The sequence below is a fragment of the Devosia sp. CAU 1758 genome, from assembly GCF_054482695.1.
Genome location: NZ_JBTLRJ010000001.1, coordinates 1064255 through 1087200, shown reverse-complemented (window position 1 = coordinate 1087200; position 22946 = coordinate 1064255). Strand labels below are relative to the sequence as shown.

The 22946-nt window shown below is 62.3% G+C and carries 32 protein-coding genes and 1 tRNA gene; 17 read left to right on the top strand and 16 right to left on the bottom strand.

Annotated features, from left to right (window positions below):
* Positions 1–10: 10 nt before the first annotated feature.
* On the bottom strand, positions 11–331 hold the full coding sequence (locus tag ACXYMS_RS05505) for a DUF6949 family protein (RefSeq protein ID WP_458904362.1): 321 nt from the start codon (positions 329–331) through the stop codon (positions 11–13).
* 113 nt (positions 332–444) lie between these two features.
* Between ACXYMS_RS05505 and ACXYMS_RS05500 the strand changes: the two genes are divergently transcribed.
* Positions 445–1125 carry a hypothetical protein gene (locus tag ACXYMS_RS05500; protein ID WP_458904361.1) on the top strand — a complete coding sequence of 227 codons (681 nt, stop codon included), beginning with the start codon at positions 445–447 and terminating at the stop codon, positions 1123–1125.
* 6 nt (positions 1126–1131) lie between these two features.
* Here ACXYMS_RS05500 and ACXYMS_RS05495 read toward each other — a convergent pair whose 3' ends face one another.
* The 3 genes from ACXYMS_RS05495 to ACXYMS_RS05485 all read right to left on the bottom strand — a co-directional run bounded on the left by ACXYMS_RS05495 (position 1132) and on the right by ACXYMS_RS05485 (position 3146).
* On the bottom strand, positions 1132–1350 hold the full coding sequence (locus ACXYMS_RS05495; protein ID WP_458904360.1) for a DUF3126 family protein: 219 nt from the start codon (positions 1348–1350) through the stop codon (positions 1132–1134).
* A gap of 116 nt (positions 1351–1466) precedes the next feature.
* Positions 1467–2294: a serine O-acetyltransferase gene (gene cysE, locus ACXYMS_RS05490; RefSeq protein ID WP_458904358.1), complete on the bottom strand. Its 828-nt coding sequence runs from the start codon at positions 2292–2294 to the stop codon at positions 1467–1469.
* A gap of 81 nt (positions 2295–2375) precedes the next feature.
* Positions 2376–3146, bottom strand: coding sequence for an alpha/beta fold hydrolase (locus tag ACXYMS_RS05485; RefSeq protein WP_458904356.1), 771 nt, complete (start codon positions 3144–3146; stop codon positions 2376–2378).
* 133 nt (positions 3147–3279) lie between these two features.
* On the opposite strand from ACXYMS_RS05485, the gene ACXYMS_RS05480 reads away from it, so the two are divergent.
* From ACXYMS_RS05480 to ACXYMS_RS05465, 4 genes are all read left to right on the top strand, one after another.
* The gene (locus ACXYMS_RS05480) at positions 3280–3525 is read left to right on the top strand and encodes a zinc-finger domain-containing protein (RefSeq protein WP_458904354.1); all 246 of its coding nucleotides are present in this window, start codon (positions 3280–3282) and stop codon (positions 3523–3525) included.
* 9 nt (positions 3526–3534) lie between these two features.
* The gene (locus ACXYMS_RS05475) at positions 3535–4719 is read left to right on the top strand and encodes an FAD-dependent monooxygenase (protein ID WP_458904352.1); all 1185 of its coding nucleotides are present in this window, start codon (positions 3535–3537) and stop codon (positions 4717–4719) included.
* A 104-nt stretch (positions 4720–4823) separates the two neighbouring features.
* Positions 4824–6161, top strand: a complete 1338-nt coding sequence (locus ACXYMS_RS05470) for an MFS transporter (protein ID WP_458904350.1) — start codon at positions 4824–4826, stop codon at positions 6159–6161.
* Positions 6133–6621 carry a GNAT family N-acetyltransferase gene (locus ACXYMS_RS05465; protein WP_458904348.1) on the top strand — a complete coding sequence of 163 codons (489 nt, stop codon included), beginning with the start codon at positions 6133–6135 and terminating at the stop codon, positions 6619–6621. The genes ACXYMS_RS05470 and ACXYMS_RS05465 overlap by 29 nt, the downstream gene beginning before the upstream one ends.
* On the opposite strand, the gene ACXYMS_RS05460 is transcribed toward ACXYMS_RS05465, so the two are convergent.
* Together ACXYMS_RS05460 and gndA are read right to left on the bottom strand one after the other, a co-directional pair.
* Positions 6618–6911: a hypothetical protein gene (locus ACXYMS_RS05460; RefSeq protein ID WP_458904346.1), complete on the bottom strand. Its 294-nt coding sequence runs from the start codon at positions 6909–6911 to the stop codon at positions 6618–6620. The genes ACXYMS_RS05465 and ACXYMS_RS05460 overlap by 4 nt on opposite strands.
* Before the next feature lie 72 nt (positions 6912–6983).
* Positions 6984–8402, bottom strand: a complete 1419-nt coding sequence (gene gndA, locus ACXYMS_RS05455; RefSeq protein WP_458904345.1) for an NADP-dependent phosphogluconate dehydrogenase — start codon at positions 8400–8402, stop codon at positions 6984–6986.
* A gap of 214 nt (positions 8403–8616) precedes the next feature.
* On the opposite strand from gndA, the gene ACXYMS_RS05450 reads away from it, so the two are divergent.
* On the top strand, positions 8617–9390 hold the full coding sequence (locus ACXYMS_RS05450) for an SDR family oxidoreductase (protein WP_458904343.1): 774 nt from the start codon (positions 8617–8619) through the stop codon (positions 9388–9390).
* Positions 9359–9922 carry a gluconokinase gene (locus tag ACXYMS_RS05445; RefSeq protein ID WP_458904341.1) on the top strand — a complete coding sequence of 188 codons (564 nt, stop codon included), beginning with the start codon at positions 9359–9361 and terminating at the stop codon, positions 9920–9922. The genes ACXYMS_RS05450 and ACXYMS_RS05445 overlap by 32 nt, the downstream gene beginning before the upstream one ends.
* 6 nt (positions 9923–9928) lie before the next feature.
* Here ACXYMS_RS05445 and ACXYMS_RS05440 read toward each other — a convergent pair whose 3' ends face one another.
* The 5 genes from ACXYMS_RS05440 to ACXYMS_RS05420 form a co-directional block, all read right to left on the bottom strand.
* Positions 9929–10312 carry a DUF1622 domain-containing protein gene (locus ACXYMS_RS05440; RefSeq protein WP_458904339.1) on the bottom strand — a complete coding sequence of 128 codons (384 nt, stop codon included), beginning with the start codon at positions 10310–10312 and terminating at the stop codon, positions 9929–9931.
* Positions 10313–10384: 72 nt separating this feature from the next.
* Entirely contained in the window at positions 10385–11296 is a 912-nt protein-coding gene (locus ACXYMS_RS05435; RefSeq protein ID WP_458904337.1) for a DMT family transporter, read from the bottom strand.
* A gap of 75 nt (positions 11297–11371) precedes the next feature.
* On the bottom strand, positions 11372–12145 hold the full coding sequence (locus ACXYMS_RS05430; RefSeq protein ID WP_458904335.1) for a MerR family transcriptional regulator: 774 nt from the start codon (positions 12143–12145) through the stop codon (positions 11372–11374).
* A 37-nt stretch (positions 12146–12182) separates the two neighbouring features.
* The gene (locus tag ACXYMS_RS05425; protein ID WP_458904333.1) at positions 12183–12668 is read right to left on the bottom strand and encodes a CYTH domain-containing protein; all 486 of its coding nucleotides are present in this window, start codon (positions 12666–12668) and stop codon (positions 12183–12185) included.
* A 2-nt stretch (positions 12669–12670) separates the two neighbouring features.
* Entirely contained in the window at positions 12671–13207 is a 537-nt protein-coding gene (locus tag ACXYMS_RS05420) for a methylated-DNA--[protein]-cysteine S-methyltransferase (protein ID WP_458904331.1), read from the bottom strand.
* Positions 13208–13318: 111 nt separating this feature from the next.
* On the opposite strand from ACXYMS_RS05420, the gene ACXYMS_RS05415 reads away from it, so the two are divergent.
* Complete coding sequence (locus ACXYMS_RS05415) at positions 13319–13978, top strand: pseudouridine synthase (RefSeq protein ID WP_458904329.1); 660 nt, start codon at positions 13319–13321, stop codon at positions 13976–13978.
* Between the two features lie 8 nt (positions 13979–13986).
* Here the strand turns inward: ACXYMS_RS05415 and ACXYMS_RS05410 are convergent, their stop codons facing one another.
* Both ACXYMS_RS05410 and ACXYMS_RS05405 read right to left on the bottom strand, forming a co-directional pair.
* Complete coding sequence (locus ACXYMS_RS05410; protein WP_458904328.1) at positions 13987–14271, bottom strand: ASCH domain-containing protein; 285 nt, start codon at positions 14269–14271, stop codon at positions 13987–13989.
* Positions 14271–14651 carry a RidA family protein gene (locus ACXYMS_RS05405; RefSeq protein ID WP_458904326.1) on the bottom strand — a complete coding sequence of 127 codons (381 nt, stop codon included), beginning with the start codon at positions 14649–14651 and terminating at the stop codon, positions 14271–14273. Before ACXYMS_RS05405 ends, ACXYMS_RS05410 begins: the two co-directional genes overlap by 1 nt.
* A gap of 77 nt (positions 14652–14728) precedes the next feature.
* Here ACXYMS_RS05405 and ACXYMS_RS05400 point away from each other — a divergent pair.
* Both ACXYMS_RS05400 and ACXYMS_RS05395 read left to right on the top strand, forming a co-directional pair.
* A tRNA-Leu gene (locus ACXYMS_RS05400) sits at positions 14729–14813 on the top strand.
* Between the two features lie 24 nt (positions 14814–14837).
* Positions 14838–15497 carry a chemotaxis protein CheW gene (locus ACXYMS_RS05395; RefSeq protein WP_458904324.1) on the top strand — a complete coding sequence of 220 codons (660 nt, stop codon included), beginning with the start codon at positions 14838–14840 and terminating at the stop codon, positions 15495–15497.
* Positions 15498–15663: 166 nt separating this feature from the next.
* Here ACXYMS_RS05395 and ACXYMS_RS05390 read toward each other — a convergent pair whose 3' ends face one another.
* The 3 genes from ACXYMS_RS05390 to ACXYMS_RS05380 form a co-directional block, all read right to left on the bottom strand.
* Complete coding sequence (locus tag ACXYMS_RS05390; protein ID WP_458904323.1) at positions 15664–15849, bottom strand: hypothetical protein; 186 nt, start codon at positions 15847–15849, stop codon at positions 15664–15666.
* 70 nt (positions 15850–15919) lie between these two features.
* Positions 15920–16417 carry a xanthine phosphoribosyltransferase gene (gene gpt, locus ACXYMS_RS05385; protein WP_458904321.1) on the bottom strand — a complete coding sequence of 166 codons (498 nt, stop codon included), beginning with the start codon at positions 16415–16417 and terminating at the stop codon, positions 15920–15922.
* A gap of 77 nt (positions 16418–16494) precedes the next feature.
* On the bottom strand, positions 16495–17268 hold the full coding sequence (locus tag ACXYMS_RS05380; RefSeq protein ID WP_458904319.1) for a competence/damage-inducible protein A: 774 nt from the start codon (positions 17266–17268) through the stop codon (positions 16495–16497).
* A gap of 115 nt (positions 17269–17383) precedes the next feature.
* Between ACXYMS_RS05380 and map the strand changes: the two genes are divergently transcribed.
* The 7 genes from map (at position 17384) to ACXYMS_RS05345 (ending at position 22793) form a co-directional block, all read left to right on the top strand.
* A complete protein-coding gene (map, locus tag ACXYMS_RS05375; RefSeq protein WP_458904317.1) occupies positions 17384–18217 on the top strand; it encodes a type I methionyl aminopeptidase in 834 nt (277 codons plus the stop codon).
* A complete protein-coding gene (locus ACXYMS_RS05370; RefSeq protein ID WP_458904316.1) occupies positions 18217–18654 on the top strand; it encodes a UPF0758 domain-containing protein in 438 nt (145 codons plus the stop codon). Before map ends, ACXYMS_RS05370 begins: the two co-directional genes overlap by 1 nt.
* Positions 18655–18734: 80 nt before the next feature.
* On the top strand, positions 18735–18995 hold the full coding sequence (locus ACXYMS_RS05365) for a hypothetical protein (protein WP_458904315.1): 261 nt from the start codon (positions 18735–18737) through the stop codon (positions 18993–18995).
* Complete coding sequence (locus ACXYMS_RS05360) at positions 18973–20496, top strand: AAA family ATPase (RefSeq protein ID WP_458904314.1); 1524 nt, start codon at positions 18973–18975, stop codon at positions 20494–20496. The genes ACXYMS_RS05365 and ACXYMS_RS05360 overlap by 23 nt, the downstream gene beginning before the upstream one ends.
* A 268-nt stretch (positions 20497–20764) precedes the next feature.
* Complete coding sequence (locus ACXYMS_RS05355) at positions 20765–21613, top strand: hypothetical protein (RefSeq protein ID WP_458904313.1); 849 nt, start codon at positions 20765–20767, stop codon at positions 21611–21613.
* 92 nt (positions 21614–21705) lie between these two features.
* Positions 21706–22236 carry a hypothetical protein gene (locus ACXYMS_RS05350; protein ID WP_458904312.1) on the top strand — a complete coding sequence of 177 codons (531 nt, stop codon included), beginning with the start codon at positions 21706–21708 and terminating at the stop codon, positions 22234–22236.
* Entirely contained in the window at positions 22236–22793 is a 558-nt protein-coding gene (locus ACXYMS_RS05345; protein WP_458904311.1) for a hypothetical protein, read from the top strand. Before ACXYMS_RS05350 ends, ACXYMS_RS05345 begins: the two co-directional genes overlap by 1 nt.
* Positions 22794–22946 lie beyond the last annotated feature (153 nt).

Below are 22946 nucleotides of genomic sequence, written 5' to 3'. Positions count from 1 at the left end.
TATCCCGACCCTATTGGCGCAGGGCGATATAGGCGCTGAGGAACAACAGGCCGGTGATGAACGCCCAGCCGAACGACACCAGTGCCGAAAGCAGGACCGATGTCATCGAGATCGTGCCGTCATCCTCGTGGCTCCAGCCGAACTGGAGCAGGATATAGGGCCCACATATAAAGCTCATCGCCAGATTGCCCAGCGAGGCCAGATATGTGGCGCCGTCCATGCGCAGCACAGCCTGCTGCCTTGTGACCCACTGGTAAAGATGCGTCCCCGCACCAGCCACGCACAGCCCGACGCCCATGATGAATGCCGCAAGCAGAAGTTCTCTGGTCATGCCTAGCCGTCCCCGCGCCGCCGCGTCTGCCGATCAATTATTTACACTTTGTTAAGCATATTGATCCCCCTAATGGCTGTCACCCCATTGCGAGAATTCTGGTTAATTTCGACATGTCGATGCCACACACGCCAGCGCAGCCGGCCTCCATTGGGCGCAGCCAGATCGCCTACAATCTCGCGGGGATCACGGTTCTGGTCTTGCTGGCGGCTGTAGGCATTGCCTATGCCATCGATCAGGCCGGCCGGAACGCCCGTCCGGCACAGCCGCTGTTTTCCGATGACAATCGTGTCATCCAGACAATAGCGGGCGAAGAACTCTCCATTCCCGCGTCCTGGTTTCGCTTTGGCGAAGATATGAAGCCCGGCTTTACCAGCCAGGTCGACCTGACCCTGAGGCTCGCCCTGGAGCCCGGCCAGCCCGCCTATGCGGTCGAGGCGACTCTGCTGCCGCGCAGCGGCGCCCTGTCCAGCGGCGCCCTGCTGGACGCCGTGTACCTGCATCAGTTTGCCGATGACTCGGTGGGCGGCATTCCGGGGCTGGTGGGAAAGCCGCTACTGCCCAGCGAAGGCTATGCGGGCGAAACGGTCTGGTATGATCCGCTCTCGCCCAGCCCCTTCGTGGCAAAATGTGTTGCTGCACCGGAGCCGACGCGCCGAGACAGGTGCCTCCGGACCATTCACCTGCCGAACGGGCTGGCAGCTGTCCTGAGCTTCGACGCTGAAGCCCTGGGCGCATGGAAACGCTTCGATGAGGAACTGGCCCTTTGGTTGAGCCGGATCGGGGCGCTTTAGCCGCGCCTACTCGATATCTTCGAGGTCGATGTCCAGGATCGACATGGAGAACATGTACGACTTGTCGCCGTCCTCGTCGTCCAGATGGATCAGCCCGATCGACTCTTCGCCGACAAAGACTTCCACGGAATCATTGAGCTTGGGGCGGGGGCGGACATCGATATTGCGGTTGTTGAATTTCTGCTGCAGGAACTTCTGCAGCTTGATGATCTCGGGATGGTTCACGGAAGCATGTCCTGCTGATTGCGTTGAGCCGGCAATCTAGTGTCTCGCCCGGCGCTGGCAACCCCTGCACCGGGCAATTTACCGGGAACAACGGACGGCCGCCCCTTGCCTAGCCCCTAGCTATTGCTGTCGTGCACCAGCACCATCTGGTCCATCACCAGCGCCGGCTGGGCACAACCGGCCTCGCCGATCACCTTCGCCGGCACGCCGGCCACGGTGGTCCGGGGCGGCACTTCCTTGAGCACGACCGATCCTGCGCCCACGCGCGAGCAATCGCCCACCTTGATATTGCCCAGCACCTTGGCGCCGGCACCGATGAGAACACCATTGCCGATCTTGGGGTGCCGGTCCTGGTCGGCCTTGCCGGTACCGCCAAGGGTGACATTCTGCAACATCGACACATTGTCGCCGACCACTGCCGTCTCGCCGATGACCAGCCCAGTACCATGATCGAGCATGATGCCCCTGCCAATCGGAACCGCCGGATTGATGTCCACCTGGAACACCTGGCTGGAGCGGCTTTGCAGATAGAGCGCGAAGTCCCGGCGCCCAGCCCTGTGCATGGCATGGGCGAAGCGATGGGTCTGGATGGCCTGATAACCCTTGAAATAGAGCAGCGGCTCCACCGCCCGGTGGCAGGCCGGATCGCGTTCCAGCGTCGCCGCCAAATCCACACGCGCCGCTTCGCCAATGTCCGGCTGGTCGCGCAGGGTTTCGGCAAAGGCCTGCCGGATCATGTCGGCCGATACGTCCTCATGGTCGAGGCGTGCCGCCAGCCGATGCGCCAGCGCTTCCTCGAAACTGTCGTGGTTGAGAATGGTGGAGAGCACCATGTTGCCCAGCGACGGCTCGCCGTCCAGAATCTGCTGCGCGCCGGCACGAACGGCCGCCCATACCGGATCGACTGCCTGGATCTGGGCCGACTTCTTGGCACTGCCACTCATCGCGCATCGCTCCGCTTCATCGATAACTGACGATATAAGCCAGTTCGTTACTCTATTCAAAGCCAAAGCAGGGCCTTTGGTTCACGAAACGGGTACATTCGAGAAAGTCCGGCCGAGAAAGTCCAGCGCCGCCGCCTTGAACACCTTGTCGCCCGTGGCCCGCATGTGGTCGCGCTTGGGAATGACCACGGCCTCGCCATGAGGCAGCAGTTCGGCAAGCATTTCGGGCGGTCCCGCCATCTCGTCCGCCTCACCGACCGCCACCAGCACCGGCACCCCTATCCGACGCACATCGGCCCGCGCCATCGGCTGGCGTGAGGTTTCCATGCAGGCTGCCAGCGCCTCGCGATCCGAGCCGGTATGGTCGGCAAAGATGCGGAATTGCCGCGCCGTCGGATGGGTCAGGTCGGCCAGAGCCGGCGCCCGCAGCCCGGCAATGATGTCATTGCCGTCGGTCAGTCCGTTGACGAGGTTCATCCCCATGCCGCCGAAAACCACACTGGCAACGCGCTCGGGATGAGCGAAGGCCATGAAGGCTGCGATTCGAGCGCCCATCGAATAACCGATGATTGCGGCCCGGGCGATGCCAAGATGGTCGAGCAGGGCGACGGCGTCCTCGGCCATCTGCGTTGGATAGTAGAGCTCAGGATCGTGCGGCTTGTCGGACTGTCCGTGTCCCCGATTATCCAGCGTGATCGCCTGATAGCCCGCATCTGCCAAAGTCTCGACCCAGCCCGTATCCACCCAGTTGACCTTACCACTGGACGCAAAGCCGTGGATAAGCAGCACTGGCGGCCCAGCGCCTGCCAGGCCGTAGTCGAGCGAAAGTCCCGAAGTGGTGAAGCTGGGCATGGAACGTCCTCTTTGCAGCGCCGTCCGGGTTTTGCGGCTTCGGGGCATAAAATCAAGCACCCCTTTGCCCTTTTCTTGCCCTGGGGCTTTGGCTATGGTCGCGCCAAATCAAACACCATCCAGGTTCCCACCCATGGCCCACGGCTCGACCCCGCACTTCCACAACACCCAAGGCCTGCGCGCTATCGAGATCGGCTCCCGGGAATTCCAGTGCGTCGGCGCCCTGCCCCCGTTCGACCATCCCCATGTCTATCTCGACATGGGCAAGGACAGCGAAATCGTCTGCCCCTATTGCTCGACCCTTTATGTGTTCAAGGCAGAACTGGGCGCCGGTCACGCCAACCCGGCCTCCGCCATCTTCCAGGTCGACGCCGCCTGAGGCATGACCATGCCCGCCACGGGCCGCAGCTACGTCATTGCAGGCGCAGGCATTGCCGGCATGACCATGGCGCTTGCGCTGGCCAAGTTCGGCGCCACCGTGGTGGTGCTCGAGCGCAGCCCCAATGTGCAGGAATTCGGCGCCGGGCTCCAGATCAGCCCCAATGCCCGCCATGCCCTCAACAGGCTGGGCCTCAGCGACGCACTTCAGCGCGCCAGCCTTGAACCCCGCGCCCTCGATGTCTATGCCCAAGGCGGTCGCAGGCCGCTGGTCAGCATGGAACTGGGCCCCATCATGCGCGAGCGCTTTGGCGCCCCCTATGCCGTCATGCACCGGGCCGACCTTGCCGATGCGCTCTACAAGGCCTGCCGGCGCTTTGCCAATATCGACCTTCTGTTCGGCGTCCGGGGCTGGGATGTCGTCTCCCATGCGCGCGGCGTGACCGTGGCGATAGACGAGGCCAACGGCCAGAGCCGGACCAGCCGGGCCAATGGCTTCATCGGCGCCGATGGCGTCCATTCCCGCACCCGCATGTCGGTGCTGGACGGTCCCCAGGCCGAGTTTCGCAATCGCATCGCCTGGCGAACCCTGGTGCCCATCGACCTGGTATCGAGCCAAGTGGCGCCCGACCGGGTATCGGTGTTCTTCGGCAGCGGGTTTCACCTGGTCTGCTATCCCCTGCCCCATCGCGGCCAGGTCAACCTGGCGCTGTTCATGCCCGGCAAGACGCCCGAGACCGACGCGCAGCCTCGCCCGCTACGGCCCGGCCCGCACGTCGATGCGATTCTCGCCGCGGCTGGCCAGAACTGGACCCCCTGGCCCATGTACACCGTCGATGCGCCGGTCTGGCACCGGGGCAATATCGGCATCATTGGGGACGCGGCCCATGCCATGGTGCCCTTCCAGGCCCAGGGCGCGGCCATGGCGATCGAGGATGCCATGACCCTCGCGCCCCTCCTGGCGGGAACCGAAAGCGCCGAAGCGGCCTTTTCCCACTATGGCGAACTGCGTCGGCCCCGCACCCGGCGCGTCGCCGCACTTTCGGCCCGGAACGGCCGCATCTTCCATCTGCCGTGGCCTGTCAGCACCGCGCGCGATCTGGTCATGCGTCTTCAGGGGCCGCGCGCGCATCTGAAACGACTAGATTGGATCTATGCGTATGATCCGGGCGATGGCCTAACCGGGTCGGATTAGAGGGCAAGGCCGGCCCGCATGCTGTGCGCTTGCCTTGTCGGCGCGCGCCGTGTCAATTGCATCGCACCATTGAGGTGGGACAAAGAAAAGGTAAAAGCCACCGCATGCAAGCTGCTACCCGTTCTCGCCTGACACTCGCCTGCATCCTGATCACCGTGCTGCTCGACATGATTGGCGTGGGCATCATCGTGCCTGTGCTGCCGGAACTGCTCGAAGACCTGACCGGCGGCAGCATTGCGCAGGCTGCGGTCATTGGCGGCTACCTGGTCTTTGCCTATGCATTCATGCAGTTTGTGTTTTCCCCTGTGCTCGGAAACCTGTCGGACCGGTTCGGCCGCCGTCCCGTTCTCCTGCTATCCCTTTTGGGCCTCACCTTCGACTACCTGATGATGGCGATCGCGCCCTTCGTCTGGTACCTCTTCATCGGCCGCATCATTGCCGGCATTGCCGGGGCAGCTCTGGCCACCGCAACGGCCTATATGGCCGATATCACGCCCCCGCATAAGCGTACCCAGCGCTTTGGCCTCATCGGCGCCGCCTTTGGCCTCGGCTTTATCATCGGGCCGGTGATCGGCGGGGAGTTGGGCGAATTCGGCCCACGCGTCCCGTTCTTTGCGGCGGCAGGGCTCGCCTTTGCCAACTTCCTCTTCGGCCTGATGGTCCTGCCGGAAAGCCTGCCCAAGCACTCGCGTCGCAAGTTCGATATCCGCCGCGCCAATCCGCTCGGCGCCGTGGTGGCGCTGCGCCAGTATTCGTCGGTGCTGTGGCTGCTGGTGGTGCTGTTCTTTCTGCAATTAGCGACGCAGGCGCTGCCGACGATCTTTAGCTATTTCACGGTGGAGGTGTTCAATTTCACCTCCTCCACCATCGGGCGCACGCTCGGCGCCTTCGGCATCGGTTTTGCCTTCAGCCAGGCCGTGCTTGCCGGACCGCTGTCCAAGGGCATGGGCGAGCCGGCCGTCGGCATGATCGGCCTGTTTGCAGCCGCGATCGCCTTTGCCGGCATCGCGTTCTCGGCAGATGTCTATCAGCTCTACCTCTTCATTGCCGTCGGCTGCGTAAGCGGTTTGGCGCCCCCGGCCATCAATGGCGTGCTGTCGCGCCAAGTGCCGGACAATAGCCAGGGCGAATTGCAGGGCGCGGTCAACGCCGCCAGTTCACTGGCAACAATCATCGGCCCGCTCGGCGCCACGCAGATCTTCTCGTATTATACGAGCAGCCCTGCATCCGGGCATTACTTCCCCGGCGCGCCCTTCATCGCCTGCGGCATTGCCGTGGTGCTGGCGCTGATCGTCTTTGCCATCTCGGCCTGGCGGTTCGATCTGGGGCGGCGGCCCAGCATTGCCGATCACCCCCATGTGCCCGAAATGGCCCCGCCCGGCCAGGTACGCGTGGCTCCGCTGGAAGACGACGATGACATCGACAATTCGCCCGGCCGCTGATGCTGACTGGCCTGCCATTCTCCGTATCGTCAAGCCCGTGCTGGCTGCCGGCGAAACCTATGCCATAGACACCGATCTCGACGACGAAGGCGTTCGCGCCTATTGGCTGATGTCGGCACACGAGGTTTTTGTGGCTGAGATCGACGGCCTGGTGGTCGGCACCTATTATCTGATGCACAACCAGCGCGGCGGTGGTGCCCACGTTGCCAATTGCGGCTACATGACCGCGCCCGAAGCCCGTGGCAAGGGTGTCGCCGGCGCCATGTGCCTCCATTCGCTCGAGCGGGCCAGACAGCGCGGTTTCCGCGCCATGCAGTTCAACCACGTGGTCTCGACCAATACCGGAGCCGTCGCCCTCTGGCAGAAATTGGGCTTCCACATCGTCGGCACCCTGCCCAAGGCGTTCAACCATCCCGTCCATGGCTTTGTGGACAGCTATGTGATGTTCCGGGCGCTCTAGATTGCCGCAACCATTTCAGCTGACTTTTTCGTCGGATAGTATTGCTTCTTGAAGTCGAGTTCATAGAACAGGGTCCCATGAATGCCCTGCACCATCTCCTTCTCGACGCGCTGTGACCACATCTTGTCCAGCAGCCTCTTCAATTCCCTTGAACTCGACCTCTCCCATAGGTCGGAGGCAAATTCGATATCTTGACCGTCCGGGAAGATCACAAGGAAATCTGGATCGTCTATAGCGAATATGTCGTAGGTGCAGTTCATAGCACCATCGATCACTTGCACGTTCTTCATACTGCACCTCCAAATAGAAAGAGCGCCGGCCAAGGCCAGCACTCTAACTTCGCTTCAACGTATCAAAGCAGCTTACTTGCCTAGAGTGCTCGGCCAGGTGCCGTGCAGGTCGGTGCCGCGGCCTTCGATTTCGAAGCCATGGGCGCCGAAGAAGTCGCGCTGGCCCTGGGTGAGGTTGGCCGTGCCCTGGGCCTGGCGATAGCTGTCGAAATAGCTCAGCGAGGCCGAGAGGCAGATCATCGGGAACTCGCCCATGGCGGCCGCAGCGATCACCTTGCGAAGGCTCGGGTGGCTGTCCTTCATGATGGAAACGAAGTCCGGCACCACCAGCAGGTTCACGGCTTCGCCCTTGGCATAGGCAGAAGCCATCTGATCGAGGAAGCGCGAGCGGATGATGCAGCCGGCGCGCCAGATCTTGGCAATGGTGGCCAGCGGCAGCGACCAGCCGAATTCTTCGGATGCCTTGGCAATGACGGCAAAGCCCTGCGCATAGGAGACGATCTTGCCCGCCAGCAGCGCCTTCTCGAGATCGGCTAGCGTCACGTCGGTCTTGGGACGGTTCGGCTTGCCATAGATGGCTTCGGCAGCCACGCGTTCGCCCTTGCGCGAGGAAATTGAGCGGGCGGCCACGGCGCCCTCGATGGCGGTGGCAGGCACGCCCATCTGCTGGGCGACAATGGCGGACCAGACGCCGGTGCCCTTCTGTCCGGCCTTGTCGAGGATCAGCTCGACCAGCGGCTTGCCGGTCTGTTCATCAACGGCATCCAGGACATGCCCGGTGATCTCGATGAGATAGGAATTGAGCGGACCCTTGTTCCACTCCCTGAAGACATTTGCGCATTCCTTAGGCGACATGCCCAGGCCATCGCGCATCACGCCATTGATTTCGGCGATCATTTGCATGTCGCCATATTCGATGCCGTTATGGATCATCTTGACGAAATGGCCGGCACCACCTTCGCCCAGATACGCGCAGCAGCTTTCGCCGTTGAACTGGGCGGCGATGGCGGTCAGCACCGCCTCGGCATTGTGCCACTGCTCCTTGGAGCCGCCGACCATGATCGAGGGGCCATGGCGGGCACCCTCTTCGCCGCCGGACACACCGACGCCGAGATAGCCGATATTTTTGGGCTTGAGATAGTCGAAGCGCCGCTGGGTGTCGGTATAGAGCGAATTGCCGCATTCGATGATGGCATCGCCCGGCTCCAGGAGGGGCAGCAGCTGCTCGATCATCTCATCGACCGGCTTGCCAGCCTTGACCATGATGATGATCGAGCGCGGCGCTTTCACCGTCTGCACGAAATCGGCCAGGTCGTATTTCGGGATGGTCTTGCCATCCAGGCCCTGCGCCTTGGCTTCGGCGACGTGTTCGTCGATCCGGCCAGCCGAACGATTGTGAACGGCAACAGTATAGCCCTTCTCGGCGATATTGAGGGCAAGGTTGGAACCCATGACCGCCAGGCCGATAAGGCCAATATCCGCTGTCGACATACAAACAGTCCTTCTAAAGCTCTTCCGTGTTCATCCCGGCGCCGAGGGCACGGCACGCGGCGGGAAATGACCACAAACCGCTCTCCGAAGAAAGGGCGGATTGGACAATTCCGGCCAGATCGCATAGCTTGTATGGAAGATCAAGGGGGTCGGCTTGCGCTGGCAAGGCAGCTAAACTAACAAACGTGCAGCACAAAAAGCAAAGTCCGGCGCCATGAGCACTCCAAAATCACCCTTTGACCTGACCGGGCGGCGTGCACTGGTCACCGGCTCCAGCCGCGGGCTGGGTCTAGCTATGGCGCGGGCACTGGCCGGTGCCGGCGCCAAAATCGTGCTCAATGCCAGGGATAGTGTCGCCCTTGGTGCCGCCGCTGCCGACCTGGCAGCGACCGGCGCAGAAGTGGCGGCAGTGGCCTTTGACGTCACCAGTCCCGACAGCGTCGGGGGCGCCATCGCCCATATCGAGGCCGAGATGGGACCCATCGATATCCTGGTCAACAATGCCGGCATCCAGATTCGCGGGGCGCTCGATGCCTATAGCCACGACAATTTCGAGACGATGCTGAGCACCCATGTGGTCTCGACCTTCTCGGTCAGCAAGGCGGTGGCCCAGCGCATGCTTGAGCGCGGGCACGGCAAGATCATCAATATCTGCTCGATCCTGACAAACCATGCCCGCCCCACCGCCGCACCCTATGGCGCCGCCAAGGCAGCCATCGCTAACCTGACGCGCGGCATGGCCGCCGATTGGGCGCCCAGGGGGCTTCACATCAACGCCATCGCACCGGGCTATTTCAAGACCGACCTCAATACTGCGCTGATGGCAGACGCGACCTTTGACAACTGGGTCAAGCAGCGCACCCCCATGGGGCGCTGGGGCGAAGTTGAAGAGCTTGGGCCCACCGCCATTTTCCTGGCCTCTGATGCCTCAAGTTTCGTGAACGGACACATTCTATATGTCGATGGCGCCTTTACCGCAGTCGTCTGAGCCGGCCCGCATCATCATCGTGATGGGTGTCAGCTCCTCAGGCAAATCCACCGTGGGCGCGGCTCTCGGCCGGGCGCTGCATGCACCTTTTTTGGATGGCGACGGCTATCACCCTGAGGCCAATGTCGAAAAGATGCGGAACGGCATAGCACTGACCGACGAAGATCGCTGGCCATGGCTGGAGGCTCTAACCGTTGCGCTGAAGGCCGCGGCGGAGAAGAAGGGCGTCGCCGTAGGCGCCTGTTCGGCACTCAGGCGCGCCTATCGGGATTTCATCACCGAGAAAGCCGGCGAGCCGGTGCTGTTTGTCTATCTGGATGGCAGCCGCGAGGTCATCGGCGAGCGCATGGCCCGCCGCAAACACGAATACATGCCCGCTAGCCTGCTCGACAGCCAGTTCGCGACCCTCGAACTGCCGGACCCGGCAAGCGAAAACGTGCTGGTGGTGCCAGTGACCGACAGCGTGGACAAGATCGTGCGCACGGTGACCGGCGCGCTCGATCATCTCAAGAAATTCAAACGCTGGCAGTGAGCCAACTCATCTGGATTCCTGGCGCTCCTTGACTTCGGAACGCGGCTGCTGCCAAGGCCAGCGGCCTGACACCTCCACCTCCAGCGACAGGCTGAGAAATGTTCGAATCATGATGATCCCGGCAAGAATCGCCAGGCTCTGCAAGCTGGGCTCGATAGCTACGGTCGCTATGATATCGGCTGCCACCAGAAATTCGAGCCCGAGCAGAATGCCGCGCCCGGCATCGGCCCGATAGCGGCGAAAGCGCGTTTCGTCTGCCTCCCCCGCAATGAGTGCCTGCAGAAAGCGAATCGAGCCGAACAGCAATCCGCCAATGATGACTGCAATCCCGCACCATTCGATGGCGCGCGTGATCCAGTAAAGCAACATTGGGGTCAATCCGTCGTTCATGCGCGCCCTCAGCATCAGGTCCCTTTGACCCAACGCCTGCATGGCCGGAATCGATCCGAAACAGACTGGGCCTCAGGAGCTTCCGGCGGTGATGGAAATTGTGCGCCGGAACGTTCCCTGCCCGACGGCGACAAGGATTGCGGCGACAACGATGACGGCGGCGCCCGTCACGTTCCAGGCATCCAGATGCACGCCGAGCAGCACTGCATCAAAGAAGAAAGCCCAGAGGATGCCGGTATATTCATAGCCCGCGAGCAGCGAGACCGGCGCCCGCGCCACCGCCTCCATCATAATCACATGGCCAATGCCGCCCAGGAGCCCTGCCCCCACCAGCAACAATTGCGTCTGTCCGTCCAGCGGCATCCAGCCGAACAGAAACGTCACGCCACCCACGAAGGTACTAAGCAGCCCGAACGACAGGGCGATGCTCGCCGGCGGATCGGTGCGGGTCAAATCCTTCACCTGCACGCGGGAGAGGGCATTGGTCGCGGCCATGCCAACGCCAGCCGCAATGCCGATCAGCGCGCCATCGCGCACATCGCTGCCCACCAGCGCCGGGAACAGCATGATGAGCACGCCGACAAAGCCGAAGGCCACGCCCAGGACCACCAGCACGGAGCTGCGTTCCTTGAGCAGTAGCATGGCGGCGAACATCGAGAGGATTGGCGTTAGATAGCTCAATGTCGTCGCGACGCCGACCGAGAGATAGGCCAGAGCGGTGAAGTTGAGCGCCATCACCACACAACCTAGCACGCCCCGCACCAGATGCTTGCCCGGCCGTCTGGTGCGCACCGACATGCCGATCTGCCCCCGCAGGGCCAGATAGGCGATGATCGGCGGCAGGGCGATGGCGCTGCGCCAGAAAATCAGCTGGCCCAGGGTCGCGTGCGGTGCGGCCTCATGGATGATTGCCGACATGGCGATGAGGCACACCAGGCCTCCCGTCGCCAGGAACAGCGCTAAGCGGGGATTGTGAACAGGCATGCTAGTTCTATCGACGCCAAATCCCGCTCAGGCAATAGAAATTAAGGGGACGCCCGCCCGGCGCCCCCAACAGAGTTAGCCGATGTGTCGGCGTGCCCAGGCTTTCATTGCGGCAATGAGATAATCGGCAAAGCCTGGCTCGATAGACTCGTAGCGAGACCGAAAATCTGGATGCTTGTACATGTCCGCCAGCCCCGCATAGGCTTCGGGCGGGCAGTCCCTGCCCCAACTCCTGGCGACCCAGCTACGATGCCGCTCGATCATCGGATCAAGCGCCTTGGCCTGTGGCGGCAATCCCTTGCGCAACCCCTCAGCCAAGCCTTCTTCGATGTCCTTGAGCTGGGCCATCCAGGCCGCCCGTCCGGCCTCGCTCATGGCGCTGACCGCATTGCGGCTGGATTCGATCTCGGCCTCCATGTCAGGTCCGTAGTGGTTGACCAGCCAAGCCTCGTATTCAGCCTGCTTTTCGGGCGAGACAATGCCCGAATACAAATCTGCGTCTTTCATTGTGCGTTCTCCTTTGAGACGGGAGATCGTGCGGTCGATCGTCCTCACCATTCCGGCGTAACGCTTCGCCTGTGCTTCCAGACGTTCCCGCTGACTTTGCAGCGTCTCGAGCCGATCAAAGCCTGGCGCATCGAGGATGGCGCCGATCTCGGCCAGGGGAATGCCCAGTTCGCGATGGATGAGAATTTGCTGCAGGCGCAGCAATTCCTCGTTGCCATAATAGCGATAGCGGTTCTCGCCGGTGAATGCGGGGCCGAGCAGGCCGATCTCGTCATAATGATGCAATGTCCGCACCGAGACACCCGCAAGTCGGGCCAGTTGATTGACGGTATAGGTCTTCATCGCTCTCGCATCCTCCGCGAGACAAGGGGATAGTCCCTCACGCCACGTCAGGGTCAACAGCGGGCACGCCCGGATGGCGCGACAGGCTGGCATTGGCGTAACGGTCGTCATGACTGACCTCCCGGCCCGCCCAGTCTGGCAGTGTGAAGAACTGGTACGCCGAGGCCAGTTCCACCTCCGCCATCACCAGTCCCTGATGGGCGCCTTCGAAGACATCCACCTCCCATGTGCAACCGTCATGGGGCACCAGGTAACGGCGCTTCTCGACGACATTCGGCCGCGCCATCTCCAGCAGTGCAAGCCCGTCCGACAGCGGCACCGCGTACTCGAACTCGGCGCGGCTGATGCCGGAGGTCGGGCCCTTGAGGGTCAAGATGGCCCGCTCATCGTCCACGATACGGATGCGCGCAGTGGCTTTGGCGCTGCTGGAGAGATAGCCCTGCCGCAGAGCAGCGTTGCTGGTTGCCGCGTCCCGCCACCCCTCCCCCGACACCAGGAACTTGCGCTCGATCTCTATGGCCATCACTAGAACCCGAAATTCATCTGCCCGGCCGGAGCGCCGAGGCTGACCCCTTCCAGCGTCAGCATGCGGACCTTGGACACAGCGCCACCCGGCGCCGAAAATCCGCCCGGCTTGCCATCGCTGGCCAGCACCCGGTGACAGGGGATGACCAGTGGGACAGGATTGGCACCCATGGCCTGCCCCACGGCGCGCGACAGGCCGACATCACCCAATCGGCGCGCCAGATCACCATAGGTCAGCGTCTGCCCCCAGCCCACCTGAAGCAGCAGTTCATAGGCGCGACGGTGAAAGTCAGGCAGGCCGGCAAGGTCGAGCGGGGTATCGGAGAAATCCACAACCGCGCCCTCGGCATAATCCTCGATGCGATCAAGCACCCGTGCGACATACCCATCCGGCTCACCCGGGGCAAATCCACGCGAGACCTGCAATTGCCGCAGATCGTCCGGCGTCGGACCGGGCAGCCAGACGCGACAGATGCCGCTATCGGTCCATCCCAGCCCGAAATGCCCCAATGCGGTATCGAAGACAGTCGCCAACATGGCTCGAAACTGGCACGCAATGCTTCGGCGTGCCAGCCGGAAATGCGCCGCGCCGATCACCCTGCTTGGCCTGCGCCCCAAGTCCTGCTAGATGGCCTCATGCTCGGTCCCATGCCCACGCTCAAAGACTACTTCCCGCCAACCGACCCCTACCTGAACATCATCCACGTCGATGACGACATCCTGGTGGTGGACAAGCAGTCGGGCCTGCTGAGCGTGCCGGGGAAAGACCCCAGTCTCTGGGATTGTGTCGAATACCGGGCTCGCCAGAGCTATCCCGGCGCCGGCATGTGCCACCGGCTCGACAAGGACACTTCGGGCGTCTTGGTGCTCGCGCTCAACAAGCGCGCGCATGGCCGCATCGGCAGCCAGTTCGAGCACCGCAAGACCACCAAAAGCTATATCGCGCGGGTCTCAGGGATCATCGCCGAGGACACCGGCCTCATCGACCTGCCGCTGGGAACCGACTGGCTCAACAAACCGCGCCAGAAGGTCGATCACGACCATGGCCGCGCGGCGCAGACCGAATGGCGTGTGATCGAGCGCGAGGAAAACGCCACGCGGGTACGGCTGGTGCCGCTGACCGGACGCACGCATCAATTGCGGGTCCACATGAAGGCCATCGGCCATGTGATTCTTGGTGATGCCTTTTATGCCGATGGCGAGGATCTCGCCGCTGCCGACCGCCTGCAACTGCATGCGGCCGAATTGGGGTTCACGCACCCCACGACCGAGGTATTTACAACCTTCGTGGCGCCCACGCCGTTCTGAGTGCGCCCCTATTCTTCCCCCAGATACCCCACCTCGATGCGCTGGAAGAGGCTCCCCTCCTTCATCGAATCCAGCCAGCGGCGGAAAGCGGCCACGTCCTCGAAGCCAGCACGCTGCGCCTCGGAATCGGTGACATCGTCGGGCGACATGTCGGTGATCGACTTGATGGCGAGAAGGCCCACCTTGGTCTTGAGCGTCCCGCCGGGCTTCACCGTCGGGCGGTTCCAGCGGCGGAAGATGAGATCGACCTTGCCGGCCTTTATGTCTTCGAGCAGATCGCGCTTGAGCAACATCAGTCGAGTACCGCCGTGGCTGTCATTTCAATTCGGAGGCCCTTGGCCAGCAATTCCTTGACCACGACCGTGGCCCGGACCGGAAAGGGTTGGGTCGTGAAGAGCTCGCGATAGACCGCGTTCATGCCCGGTGCGTCGGCGCTGTCGACCAGGAATATCTGCACCATGACGAGGTTTCGTAGGCTCCCGCCGGCCGCCTTGACCGCGATCTCGAGGTTCTGGATGCAGCGCCGCGCCTGCGCCTCAATATCGTTCTCGACGATTTCGCCTGTCACCGGGTCCTCGGCAATCGCGACGAGCCACACATGCTTGCGGGCACGCACCGCGTCGTTGATGGGCGCGCTGGATGGCGCAATGCCGGTTTCGATGCGTTCGATCATCTAGCCTCCGGGGAAGAATCGCTGCGACGCAATTGTCTTGGCGAAGACCTTGTGACAAACACGGGCAGCCGAGCCAAGCGGGCGTGGTGGAATTGGTAGACACAAGGGACTTAAAATCCCTCGGCGCTAGCCTTGCGGGTTCGATTCCCGCCGCCCGCACCACTCAATAACCTCCCGACAACCTTTGTGGCGGACAATGACGCAAAGCCCTTCTGGGCGCGGCACGTCGTGGCCGCGCGGATCGAGTACAACGTCGCAATGACAGACAATCAGGCCGCAATGGATGTTTTCACCGGCGCTGGCGAGGCTGAGGCTTCCGCCCGTCAGTTCATCACCTTTGCCTGTGCGGGCCAGACCTTTGGCATCGACATCATGTCGATCCGCGAAATCCGCAACTGGTCGCGCCTGACCCCGATGCCGGCTAGCAAGCCCGACGTGCTGGGCCTGATGGAAATCCGCGGCCGCGTTGTGGCGGTCCATGATCTGGCGCTGCGCATCGGCTGCACCGCGAATCGCGTCACCGACCAGGCTGGCCAGGTCATCCTCATTCTTTCGGTCCGCGGCAATGACATGGGCCTTCTGGTCGACAGCGTCTCCGACATCGTCGAGGCCCAGGAAGCCGACATGCTGCCCGTCCCACAGATGGACGCCTCCGCCGCCCGCTTCCTCGCCGGCATCGCCCGCGTGGGCGACGAACTGGTGGCAATCCTCGACGAACAGGTGGTCCACGACCACGCGGTCGACCGGACACCGGTTTCCACTACCGCCCATGCGGATATGACCGACGACGCAGCCGTTGAAGTGGCCGCGCCGGGCGAGGGTGGCGAACTCGTCTATGTGGATTAGGGCCAGCTGACGGCCCTTAGCTCAGTTCGAACGGGAATGGCGAAGGCTCCCAATAGCGCTCAATACGACGCGTCCTGGCGCCGATGGCCTCCCATTCATGGAGCAAAGCAGCGATCGTCTTCGCCAACCGTGCGCCAAGTGTAGTGGGTACTTGCCCTGCCGTTGCTCAGCGCCTTGATCGAGAGCTGGCGCAGAGGTCGAGGAATTTCTGCTCATCGGATGCCGCCGCCGAGAGGGCGACGAATACCTCGGGAACGCCGCCGCGGCGAATATAGCTTTCGAAGGCCTTACGTTCGGCAATTCTCGCCAGCGCCTTGCGGCCTGAATGAAGTCTTGCGGATAATTCGGCCATGCCCTGCCCTCGCGTGAATGCGAAAGCATGGTCTCATGGCTTCAGGAGGCGGGGATAAGCCGACCTGTGGTCAGTCCGTTCCGCCCGAGATCGGCGCGACATAGGCGACATCCAGATCCCAGGGGAAGAAAATCCAGGTGTCCTGGCTGACTTCCGTAATAAACGTATCGACCAGTTCACGGCCCTTGGGTTTGGCATAGACCGTTGCAAAATGGGCGCCGGGGAGCATGTCGCGGACGACGCGGGCGGTGGCGCCGGTGTCCACGAGATCGTCGACGATCAGCACCTTGCCGCCGTTGCGCACCAGGTCCAGCACCGGCGGGCTGATTTCCTTGAGCACCTTGATGCCGCCCTGGTTCTGGTGGTCATAGCTCTTGACTGCGACAGTTTCGACGGTGCGGATATTGAGTTCACGCGCCACGATGGCGGCGGGGACGAGACCCCCCCGGGCAATGGCGACCACGGCGTCGAAATTGCCCATGCCGGCAAGGCGCCAGGCCAGCGCCCGGCTATCGCGATGGAACTGGTCCCAGGTGACGGGAAACGACTTCTGGTTGGGGTTGCTCACGCTTGATGTCTCCTGGCGGGGCAGCGCCCCAGCAATTGTCTCGGTTCGTCCTTAGCAAAGCCAGGTGGAAAGGCCAATCATTCTGCGTCCGGCGGGGCAATGCCGGCCTTTTCATGGGCTTCCGCCACCATGGCGCGAACCGCCTTGGCTGCCACGGCCAGCCTGGCTTCATCGGATGAACGCAGAACCAACTCGGTCATCACGCGGTCCTTTCCCATCTGCGGGTAGGAGCCCATCTTAACATCCGGGTATTCGGCCTGCAGGGCGCCGAGCGGGCCACCCACGGTGCCCTCGCCCACCGCCGCCTTGATGGTGATAGACGAAACCTTCTTGCCGCCCTCGAGGGTGGGCGCCAGCGCCTCAAGCATGGAACGCATGATGATCGGCACCCCAGCCATCACATGCACGTTGCCGATACGGAAACCCGGCGCGGCTGAGACCGAATTGACAATGAGATCGGCGCCTTCGGGGATGCGGGCCATGCGCAGGCGGGCTTCGTTGACCTCGGTGCCGGTCTGCTTCCAGCGGCTTTCCAGCATGGCGCGGGCTTGAGCATTGACCGGCAGGGCGACGCCAAAGGCCGTCGCGATGGCATCGGCAGTGATGTCGTCATGGGTGGGGCCGATACCGCCCGTGGTGAACACATAGGTGTAGCGAGCGCGCAGCGCGTTGACCGCTTCCACAATGGCGTCCATCTCGTCGGAGACTATGCGCACTTCTGTGAGATCGATGCCGAGGTCAGTGCAGAAATCCGCGACCGCACCGATATTGACGTCCTTGGTCCGCCCCGAGAGGATTTCATCGCCAATCACGATCATGCCGGCGGTGATGCGCGTGTCTTGCTGGGTCATTGGCTGGTTTCCTTAACGGATCTGTGGATGCCTTTACGCCGGTGGCGAGTCAACGGTTCACCACCCTTCCCTTCACCGGTTTAAGCCCCTATTTTGCGCAGCAGGAGACCTTTGCATGATTACCTATGTCGACGCTGCCACCAAAGCCCGCCGCACCCCCGGCGTCATTCCGCTGCATGGCGCGGAAGGCTTTGAGGGCATGCGTCGCGCCGGCGCCCTGACCGCGAGAGCATTGGATGAACTGACGCCCTTCGTTGAGGCGGGGGTACCGACCTCGACCATTGACCGGGTCGCTTATGAATTTGCCCGCGACCACGGCGCCGTCCCTGCGACGATCTTCTACAAGGGCTATCGTCACTCGCTCTGCACGTCGATCAACCATGTGGTCTGCCATGGCATCCCCGACGAGCGTCCATTGCGCGAGGGCGACATCGTCAACGTCGACCTGACCCTGGTGGTTGATGGCTGGCATGGCGATTCGAGCCGTATGTATCCGGTGGGTGAAATCTCGCGCAAGGCTGAACGGCTGATCGAGATCACCTATGAGAGCCTGGAGGCCGGTATTGCTGCGGCAAAGCCGGGCAATACCACCGGCGACATCGGCGCCGCTATTCAGGCGGTGGCGGAAGGCGAGCGCATGAGCGTGGTGCGCGACTTTGTAGGCCATGGCCTGGGACGCTTGTTCCATGACGAGCCCAACATCCTCCATTTCGGAACCGCTGGCAGTGGCGTCCCTTTAAGGCCGGGCATGATCTTCACCATCGAGCCGATGATCAATCTGGGACGCCCACATGTGAAAATCCTCTCCGATGGCTGGACTGCCGTGACCCGCGACCGGACGCTGTCGGCCCAATGCGAGCACTCCATTGGTATCACCGAAACCGGCTGCGAGATCTTCACGCTCTCCCCTTCGGGACTCTTCAATCCGCTGCCCAAGCGGGCGGCCTGATGAGCGACCGGCCTGACGAATTCGCCGAGGCCGCCTATCCGGCCCTTGAGCATGACGATCACGCCGGCCACCGCCAGCGGGTGCGCGAGCGCTTCCTGCGGCTTGGCGGCGACGCGCTGGAAGACTACGAATTGCTCGAACTGGCCCTGCAACTGGCCATTCCACGCAAGGACACCAAGGGCCTGGCGAAGGCCTTGTTGCGCGAATTCGGGTCCTTCTCAGCCGTGTTCAATGCCAATGGATCCAGGCTCGAAAAGGTCAAGGGCCTCGGCCCGACCACGGTTGCCCATCTCAAGGTGATCCAGGCGGTTGCCGCGCGCTTTGGCCGTGACCGCATCGACAGCGACAAGCCGATCCTGTCCTCATGGAGCCAGTTGATCGACTATTGCCACAGCCAGATGGCCTTCGAGAGCATTGAGCAGTTCCGCATCCACTGACAAATCATTGATTTTGTTGGCCCGCGTCCCTGAGACCATCTAGCCACCCTGCCCTACATCGCTAAACCATGGAGGCGCCCATGCGCATTCTGAACCTGCGTCGCTTCAGCGACGCGGGAAGCCTCGTCGCTATTTTCGACCTGGAGGCCACGCCCGAAATCACGCTCAATGATTGGCAACTAAGGCGCACGCCAAAGGGCTTTAGGGCTTTCCCGCCATCCCCTCGACATGGGCGCTCCACTGCACAGGTGGCGCCGCTCACATTCACAGAGATTGGCCGTCTGGCCGCAGCAGCATTTGAGATGGAGGGCAGTGCCCATGAACGTATCCGCGCAGCCTGAGACGCCGCTCGACTTGATCGAAGCCGGCGAACTGGACCGCTTCGGTGACTACTTTTGGGCCATGGCAACCACTGGCCAAGGTGTCGTCCAGGTGGCCAACGTTGGCACGGACTGGGACTGCGTCACCCCAGCGGACTTCAGCCCTGCTGAAACTGACCCTGTCGACGGCCACGAAGCGATGCGGTGGTGCGTGCTGTTCGACGACATATTCGAATGCGACAGCGAAACCGCAGTGATTGCTTATCTCGACCCTAGTGCCGGCAGTATGGTGATGCAGACGATATCTGGGCCGGAGCACGACCACCACGTGGCAGCTCGGGCAATAGCGGCCCGCATCGGCGCAACATCTTTGTCCGGCCTGCCAGTCGGCCCCAAGTGGGCAGACCGCGTTCGCGCCAAGCGAGCCACCACACCAGCCCCTAAGGTCGAGAAAGCCGCGCCGATGAAAGCCGCAAACGATAATGAGCCGGCAACCAAGCGTTTCTCCGCTATCGACGCTGAGACCTTATTGGGCATGCACTTCGCCCCGGTCAAATACGTGATCCCCGGTTTCGTCGCTGAGGGGCTGACCATTCTCGGCGGGCGCCCGAAACTCGGCAAGTCGTGGCTGGCTCTTGGGTTTGGCGTTGGTGTCGCGACCGGAGGCCCATGCCTCGGTGTAACCTGCGACCAGGGCGATGCACTCTATTTGGCCTTGGAAGATAACCAGCGCCGCCTGCAGGACCGACTGCGCATTGTACTTCCGAAGTTCAGGCGTCCCGACATGTCCCGCCTGTGCCTGCAGACAGAAGCTCCGAAAGTCGGCGCCGGCCTAATCGAGATGCTGGATGCATGGCGCAAGTCGGTCGAAGATCCCCGTCTGATTATCATCGATACCCTGGCGATCGTCCGCCCGCCCAAAAAAGGCAATCAAGACTCCTACGCCGCGGACTATGAAGCACTATCGCCATTGCAGCGATTTGCCAGCGAACACCGCCTAGCCGTGGTCGTAGTGACCCACGTGCGAAAAATGGAAGCTGCCGATCCGCTCGAAATGATCTCTGGCACGAACGGTCTAACCGGGGCTGCGGATAGCATCATGGTGCTGGACCGAAACACCGACGGCGCCAAGCTCTATGGGCGCGGACGCGATGTCGAGGAGGTCGAGAAGGCCCTCAAGTTCGACAGCGGGATATGGACCGCCCTAGGAGATGTGGACGACGTTAAGCGCTCTGACCAGCGTCGGCAAATCATGGATGCGCTTGCCTTGGCAGGAGAGCCCATGAAGCCATCTGACGTTGCCAAGGCCACAGGCATGACCGTTGCAAACGTAACGTATCTGTTACGCAAGATGGTCGAGGCCGGCGAGGCTGAGAAGCAGGGTTACGGACTCTACACCCCCGCCTCAGACCCCTCAGACTCCTCAGAGTCTGCTGAAATCAATTCTCCCTCAGTCTTTGACTCTGAGGAGTCTGAGGACTCTGAGGGGGGTGGTGAGAGTGATTTGGAACTAGCAGCATGACGGCCGGGGCATAGGGGGCATGCAAAGTCCCCCACCGCGCCAGACCCACACCGCGCCCATCCCACAACAATAACGCTATTACAGATAATCCTCATGCGTACGCGCGCGCAGTGCACGCGGGCGCTAGGGGCCTGAATCAAACAAAAACACCAGATCAAGTACCAGTTTGCCGACAAGGCACAAAATACGGGATGCCAGCGACCCTGAATCGTCGCACGCTGGTTGACCTAGAGGCGCAAAGCCCGACCCCCAACCCTGAGGAACAACAATGAAACTTGCGCATAAGGCGCCGGGCGATTTCGTGCCGGCCAATGACAACAATTGGGACGGCCGTCGCGTGTTGGCCTGGCCTACCGCCAAGCGACTAGAGACCAGTGGCCGCACCGAAGACCTGGCCCTTCTTTGGTCTTACCGGGCATTGGTCGACATAGCGTTCAGCGAACCCGCAAACGATAACTACCGCGATCCAGCGCCCGATCTTTCCGACGGTGCGACAGACGACCGCGCAGCCTGCGAAATTATTGTTGAAGTGGACCGCCTTCCACCCGAATTCCTGCCGTCCATAGAAGACATGCAGCGTGCCACCGGGGTCGAGCCTGGGGAACAATGGCCAGAATTGGCACGTCCAGTCACCGCCGCCGGCAAGGTCGGTGGCCAAGTACCTCGCCCGGTCATTACGCAGGTCGACCACAAGACCGGCGCTGTCCGTCGCGAGTTAGGTGGATTGGCGTTTGTGGATGGCAGCCGATTGCTAGAATACAGGCTCGATCCTAATGCGAAGAAATGGAAACGACCGGCCACAGTTCATGCGCACCACAAAAGCAAGCGCAAGCGGCCGTCGCCAACGGTAGTTCCGAATAGCAGCGGGGTGTTTGGGCTGGAGGAGCAGATTGCCGCCAGGGAGGAGTTGCGCACCATCTATGATGCCATCCCGGCGTCAAGCGTGCGCATCCTCGAAATCGCCTGCGGACCCACAAGGGCAAAAGAGATTGGCGAGGCGTTTGGCAAGCGGGAAAAGACCGCCGAAAGGTTTGGTGTTCGGCTAATCGATAGGGCAATAGCCCACCTCCGCGAGCACTGGGCGTCCCCAAATTGCAGATTAATCCCGAAAGAGTAAGGGGTTGTTTCCTCCCCCGCACTTCAGCCCCGCTTCGGCGGGGTTTTCTTTGACCACTCAACCGCAACTTTGAAAATTTCAGGAGGCCACAAGTGCCGACTATCACCGCCGCGTTGGCCGCCCTGGAGCGGTACACAGGCTTTTCCCAATCGCGCAGCAGAACCGTTGCACGTCGACTGCAGGAGGCCGGGATATTGCCGCTGGGTTCGCCCGGCTCAACGCCTCTGCTTGACCGCGCCGGCTTCGGCGCCCTGTTCGTAGCCCTTGCGGCCGACACTACACTTCATGCCGCCGCAGACCGCGTTCGCCAGTACTTCGCGCTCACGCCAGGCGGCGTCTCGCTCGAAGGGGCCCCCACATTGATCGGCACGGCCCGTTCCGAATTGCTCGCCCTGATCGACACCGCCATCGACGCACCCGACGACCTGCGGCACGTCCAGATCGAGTTGGTGTCGAACTTCCCGGAGCTCGCGCTCCACTGGGCAGACGGCACTGTCCAGCGTTACCAGCCGGTCGGAACGGTTTCCAACCATTGGCAAACCGACACTCACCGCAAATCCACAACCGTCACAGGGCGCGCGTTCCGCGACGCCGTGCGCGCCACCTTCATGGGAGCCCGATAATGACCAAGTCAAAGCCCTACGCTGTCCAGTCCCTCGCGGACTCGCACGCCGACTATGGCGTGCGAGTCAGTCGGCTCGCTGAGTTGCAGGGAGCGCTCAGCGCTCTTCGCTCCGAAGCGGTCGCACTCGAGCGCGAATTGGGCCGCACGCCGGCACCAGTAGTCCGTCCGTCCGTGGCCGCACTGCTCGGCGATGAAGTTGTCGATGAGCGCTCAGGTAAAGCATCGCGGCTGGCTGAACTCCGACGCACTATCGCCGACCATGAGGCTGCCGTTCAACTGCAGACTGCCCGCGCCGACGAAGCCAAAGGGGTTGCGACGCTCGCAGCTTGCGAGGCTGCAAAACCAGAATACGGACGCCGCGTCGCAGCACTAGCTGCAGCCCTTGAGGCCGTGGCCGTTGCCCGAGCCGACTATCAGGCGCTGGTCAGTGCCTTTGATGCAGAGGACATCTCTTGGACTCGCCTTGGCGTGTTCGTGCCGAATTTCCTTGGCCCCCTGGGCGACGGGCACATCGAGCGGTTCGCCAAGGAAGCGAAGGGGTACGGTTATGTCTGAGACAGCATTAAGGCAGACGTCCCATGGCCAGGACGGCGTGAAGATCACCTTTGGCGGCAAGACCAGCACGCGGGCTGGCTTCGATCCTAAGGCATTCGCCGGAGCCATCAAACGATCACGGCGTCGCCCCGGCGGTAAGTCGATTGCAGAGAG